The sequence below is a fragment of the Salinivibrio sp. MA427 genome (genome assembly GCF_001996115.1).
Lineage (GTDB): Bacteria > Pseudomonadota > Gammaproteobacteria > Enterobacterales > Vibrionaceae > Salinivibrio > Salinivibrio costicola.
In genome coordinates, this window is the sequence record NZ_MUFH01000169.1 from 1 (window position 1) to 5,616 (window position 5,616).

A 5,616-nucleotide genomic window follows, 5' to 3' on the forward strand; every position below is an offset into this window, starting at 1 on the left:
TCGCGGCAAAAACGGACGTATTGCGCACGAATGTATTATCGACATTCGTCCGCTCAAAGAGGCATCCGGGATCAGCGAAGAAGACATTGCTAAACGCTTGATGGATTATGGCTTCCACGCGCCGACCATGTCGTTCCCGGTCGCGGGTACGCTGATGGTTGAGCCGACCGAAAGTGAAAGCCAAGAGGAATTGGATCGTTTCTGTGATGCCATGATTGCCATCCGCGAGGAAATTGCCAAGGTGCAAGACGGTGAATGGACGCTGGAAGACAACCCATTGGTCAATGCGCCTCACACCCAAGCGGATCTGATGGCAGACGAATGGTCTCACGCCTATTCACGTGAGTTGGCTTGCTTCCCATCAGCCCATAATAAGGCAAGCAAATACTGGCCACCGGTCAACCGTGTCGATAATGTCTACGGCGACCGTAACTTGATTTGTTCTTGCCCCAGCATTGAAAACTATATGGATGAGTAATCCACTCCTCACACGGTAATAATGATGTTAAAGGCGAGCCACTTGGTGCGCCTTTTTTATGAATGGCTTTCTCTGGGCAAACGTTGACATAAGGGTATGAACTTTTAAATGTCGCTGACAAACGCTTGACAGATTGTTCTCCGAACACCGCTACATTCTGTGCCATCTGAAAAAGCAGTATTAAGGCACACTATGAAACCTATCGCTCTCGGTCTCCTGCTCGCACTTGGTCTCACCACTCAAGCGTTGGCGCAAGAAAAAACCAGCATCTCGGCGGGTCTCGCCGTTGATCAACAACTAAGCGCTGTACTGGAAATCGACGATCAATACCGTTTTACCCTCGGCAATGATGGCACCGCATTTGATTATCTTTTTCAACAAGGCACTTTTGATAACCCCGATGTCCCGGTTGATTGGTATGTAGGCGCCGGTGGCTGGGCGGAGTGGGACGACGACTATGGCGTTCGTTTACCGATAGGATTAGATTGGGAAATCACCAAGCAGATCACTGCCTACGGCCAAGTCCATCCAGAGCTTAACTTCCACGGCGGCCCAGAGTTGCAACTTGGCGGCGCGCTGGGCGTGACGTATTCATTCTAGTCACAGCAAGCGGTCATCTAAGCGTAGGTTGATGTCGTACTGAAAGCAGTCATCTATCTAAAAGGACCCACTATGCTCTCGTTTCTAAAACCGAATCCGGTTAAAAAGCTAAAAAAACAGTACGACGCCAAACAACAACAAGCCTTTGAAGCTCAACGCAATGGCGATATCAGAGGTTACTCACTACTCACCGAAGAAGCGGAAAAGATTGACCAACAGATTAAAGCCTTGGAAAACAAGGCTTAGTGACTTGAAGAAGGGTTAAATTGCCGTTTTACCAAGCGCTGGTATAAAGGGCAGCGTGCCAACAACTCGGTATGACTGCCCACATCCACCAACTTACCTTGATCCATCACCACAATGCGGTCGGCATGCTGAATGGTCGATAAGCGGTGAGCGATAATCAAGGTAGTGCGGTCCTGCATTAAAGCCGCCAAGCCTTGCTGCACCGCATGCTCACTTTCACTATCCAGCGCGCTGGTGGCTTCATCAAGTAATAGAATCCTTGGATCCTTAAGAATCGCGCGGGCAATCGCAATCCGCTGTCGTTGGCCGCCCGAAAGCCGCACGCCTCGCTCACCTAAAAAGCTGTGATAACCATCCGGTAATTGCTGAATAAAGCCGTCAGCGTGCGCTTGAACTGCCGCCTCTTTCACCGCTTGCTCACTGGCGTCTGGCCTGCCGTAGCGGATGTTTCCTATCACATTATCGCTAAACAATGCCGGTTGCTGCGGCACCAATGCCATTTGTTGGCGCAAGGCTTGCGGGGACAAGCGGCGAATATCTTGTCCTCCCAGTGTAATCGCACCCGACTGCGGATCGTAGAAGCGTTGTAGTAACTCAAAGACCGTCGTTTTTCCGGCCCCCGACGGCCCCACTAACGCCACGACTTCACCAGGCTGAATAGCAAGGTTCAGCGTATCAATCGCCGGTTGATGAGGACGCGTGGGATAATGGAAATGCACCGCTTCAAAACGAATATCATTGCTCAAAGTTTGAGGGTCTATTAGCGCGGTGATTGGCGTACGAATATGGCTTTGCACGTGTAAAAGTTCTACCAAGCGCTCTGTCGCGCCAGCCGCGCGCTGCAACTCCCCCAGCACTTCCGACAAAGTGGCCATGGAAGAGGCTACCATGATGGCGAAAAATACAAAGGCACCCAGATCCCCTGCTGACATAGTACCTTGAATCACATCACGACCACCGACCCATAACATGCCAGTAATGGCGCTAAATACAATCACGATCACGCCGGAAATAAGAATGGCTCGTTGTTTCACGCGCTCGCGTCCGATGAGATAGGCACGCTCCACTTCTTGCCCAAATGCAGCTTTGGCGTGATCTTCTACCGCAAAGCTTTGCACGGTTTTAATATTGGCGATCGCTTCACCGGCATAGCTGCCTACATCCGCCATCGAATCTTGGCTTTGCCGCGATAACGTCCTCACGCGTCGGCCATAAATCAATATCGGTACCAGAATAAAAGGGACGGATGCCAGTACAATCAAGGTCAGTTTAATGTTAGTAGCAAACAGCATGATGATGGCACCGATACACAGCAGCGCACTGCGCATGGCCATGGAAAACGACGAGCCAATAATGTTTTGCAGCAAGCTGGTATCTGTGGTGATCCGCGACATGATTTCGCCACTGCCGTGGGTTTCAAAATAACTCGGATGCAGACCAATCACATGATCAAATACCGCTTGGCGAATATCAGCACTGACCCGCTCACCCACCGATGACACGAGATAGAACCGGAAAAAGGTACCGACGGCGATCAACACGGTGATCAGTAAAATAAACTGTACCGCATTACCCAACTCAACCAGTGATTGCTGTGCAAAGCCTTGGTCGATCAAAAGCCGAACGCCGTGTCCGACCGAGAGTGTTAATGATGCGGTAAAAACCAAAGCCAGCAATGCCGCGCTCACTTGCCAACGGTAAGGGCGGATAAACGCAATAAGCTCCCACAATATAGTCAGATTTTTACTGTTGCGATTCACGGCAGATTGTTTCGATGAGGTATCCGTTGCGGTTTGATTTGCCATAAGTTCACTTAATGCTGTCCTTGCATGTTAGCGTGTTATTGCCTGACGAACATTCCTATTATGAATGCTTTGGCCACTATAAGCTGTTATCGCTCGCTATTTCTCTTTCTTTGAGCAGCTAATCCCACGTTTGCAAAGGTGTCGTTGAAATTATACAAAACTGGCAGATTCAGATATCGGCTGTGGTCTCGGCACAATGGTATTTGATGGTCAACAAGGAAAGGTTTACAAAGTACTCGGCGCGACCACAAACGGCACCTCTGGTAACCAAACCTTTGGTATCACCTTTGGTACGCTAGGCTGTGATGGCACAGGCACCATTGATTCGCAGCAGAAGCTAGCCATGTTCATTGACGGAAACATGGATAACCTGGCACGTGATATCGCACGCGGCGAAGGCGAAACGTTGGCAACGCTTTCTGAAGTTTGGGGCATCAAAGATGCAGACAAAGCAGCATTTAACGACGTTGCTAAGCAAAACTTTGCATCGATCGTAACCTCTGATCAAGTCACTTCACAAGAAGTACTGACCAACCTAAATACTGTTGTAGCGCAAAACGAGCAGCTTTCAACGTATAAAATTTAAGCGGTATAACGCTTGACGGTTATCCGCCAAACAGTGGCGGTTATTAAGTGCGAAAGTGCCCTACTTGGGCACTTTCATGTTTCTGGACGTGAATCGTTGTACTGATATGAGACTTATTCATTCTCGCACCTCGCTATTTGTTCGTCTTAGTCTCATCATTCTTTCTCTCTTTAGCGCGCCGGCTTTTGCGAGTACGCCTGATTTTACCAACACGGCTACGTTTGCTAAGACCGCTACTGTTACGAAAAATAGTGACTTTGATATTCCCTCCTTGGCCAACCAAGCATACTGGCTAAAACTGGTTCACTATCTACCTAACACGTTATCAGGCTATGAAAGTACGGTTGATTCAGAAGATTTTTTCCTTGCCGCTAACGGAAAGACACACCCGCAACAAGAGCTAGCAGCGACAATTAATGCGCTTTACCATGCCGATGCCTCCGTTGCAAAAGTAGCAAGGTGTCAATATCCTGCGCGTTTTACATGGCTCGAGTCTAAAGCAGGACGCACTGCACAACTCGATTGCCCTGAACTTGAGCGTTGGCAAAAGGTGCTTGATCCAGATGGCATGACGCTGGTTTTTCCAACGGCATTTATGAACAATCCCTCATCAATGTTTGGCCATACGCTGTTGCGAATTGACGCACAAGATCAAACACGAAATAAAGAATTGGTGGCATTTGCAGTCAATTTTGCTGCCGAACCCAGCCAAGATGACAATGCCGCCATGTATGCCGCAAAGGGGCTGTTTGGCGCTTACCCGGGGCAATTTACTGTGATGCCTTATTATCGTAAGGTTCGCGAGTATAACGACATTGAATCGCGAGATATTTGGGAATATCCCCTTAACTTGTCCGAGCAAGAGGTAAATCGTGTATTGCTGCATTTGTGGGAGATGCAAAGCGCGACCTTCGATTACTACTTTCTTGACGAAAACTGCTCATACCAACTTCTCGCATTGCTTCAGTTGGCTCGCGATGATTTAAGTTTGGTCGATGATTTCCCGTTTCAAGCGATCCCGTCAGATACAGTAAAAACGCTAGCCAGTAATGACTTGATTGAGACACCGAGTTTTCGTGCCTCGTTTGGCACTCGCCTATTAAATATGTCGCAACAAGCCTCTCCTGCGGTGTTTGAAGCCGCGAAAAAAGCGAAAAGTGGCCATTTCCCTGACCATCAGCAATATACTGACGAGCAATTGGCCGCTATTTATGAATTTGCTTACGAGTGGCTCAATTTTGATTTTTATGATCAAGCACTTCCTAGAGATCCCTATGCGCAGCGCCTCACTAAATTACTCAGCATGCGCAGCCAAGTCAGTGCAGCCTCTCCGTTTGAGTCCGTAGCTAATATCAATGTATCGCCGGATAAAGGACACGGCTCTACACGTATTGGTTTTGGAGCAAGAACCGCAAAAAACGGTCTCGATGCCCTCTCGCTTGAATGGCGCGCGGCATACCATGACTTAATGGATCCCCAAGATGGCTTTGTGCCCGGCGCACAAATCAGCTTTGTTGATGTCGCTATCAGCCACGATAAAAACGGTAATACGCAACTGGATAAGCTTTATCTGATCGATGCAATGACAATCGCGCCGAAAAAACGGGTTTTCTCTAGTCTATCGTGGAATATCCGTGCAGGCTTTGACCGTTTACCAGGCACCGAGAGACAAGATAGCCGTTGGTTTGCCCAAGGGGGCGTAGGTCAGTCGTGGGGAGAAAGTGACGGTTTACATGCCTACGCTTTGTGGTCAACAGCATTAACTCATGGCGACGCCAGCGATAACCAATTTAATCTAGCAACCGGCGTAGAATCAGGATTGCTATGGCAACTTGCTGATAACCATCGTCTCGGCGTGCAAGCACAGTATCTGCCGCTGCTTAATCGTTCCTCCCTGACAC

Annotated in this window: 5 protein-coding genes and 1 pseudogene; 5 read left to right on the top strand and 1 reads right to left on the bottom strand. The window is 48.9% G+C overall.

The window, feature by feature from the left end; translation table 11 throughout:
* The 3 genes and pseudogenes from BZG79_RS10775 to BZG79_RS16120 form a co-directional block, all read left to right on the top strand.
* Positions 1 to 478, top strand: a pseudogene (locus tag BZG79_RS10775) (glycine dehydrogenase (aminomethyl-transferring)); the annotation flags it as partial.
* A gap of 192 nt (positions 479 to 670) precedes the next feature.
* The gene (locus BZG79_RS10780; RefSeq protein ID WP_077774384.1) at positions 671 to 1,078 is read left to right on the top strand and encodes a hypothetical protein; all 408 of its coding nucleotides are present in this window, start codon (positions 671 to 673) and stop codon (positions 1,076 to 1,078) included.
* Positions 1,079 to 1,150: 72 nt separating this feature from the next.
* On the top strand, positions 1,151 to 1,324 hold the full coding sequence (locus BZG79_RS16120; RefSeq protein WP_108743183.1) for a DUF6435 family protein: 174 nt from the start codon (positions 1,151 to 1,153) through the stop codon (positions 1,322 to 1,324).
* On the opposite strand, the gene BZG79_RS10785 is transcribed toward BZG79_RS16120, so the two are convergent.
* Entirely contained in the window at positions 1,321 to 3,129 is a 1,809-nt protein-coding gene (locus tag BZG79_RS10785; protein WP_077774385.1) for an ABC transporter transmembrane domain-containing protein, read from the bottom strand. The two genes, BZG79_RS16120 and BZG79_RS10785, sit on opposite strands and share 4 nt — an antisense overlap.
* 160 nt (positions 3,130 to 3,289) lie before the next feature.
* Between BZG79_RS10785 and BZG79_RS10790 the strand changes: the two genes are divergently transcribed.
* Both BZG79_RS10790 and BZG79_RS10795 read left to right on the top strand, forming a co-directional pair.
* On the top strand, positions 3,290 to 3,715 hold the full coding sequence (locus BZG79_RS10790; RefSeq protein ID WP_277919394.1) for a DUF3015 domain-containing protein: 426 nt from the start codon (positions 3,290 to 3,292) through the stop codon (positions 3,713 to 3,715).
* 106 nt (positions 3,716 to 3,821) lie between these two features.
* Positions 3,822 to 5,616 (top strand): DUF4105 domain-containing protein (locus BZG79_RS10795; protein ID WP_077774387.1); only part of this gene is annotated, 1,795 nt, incomplete at its 3' end.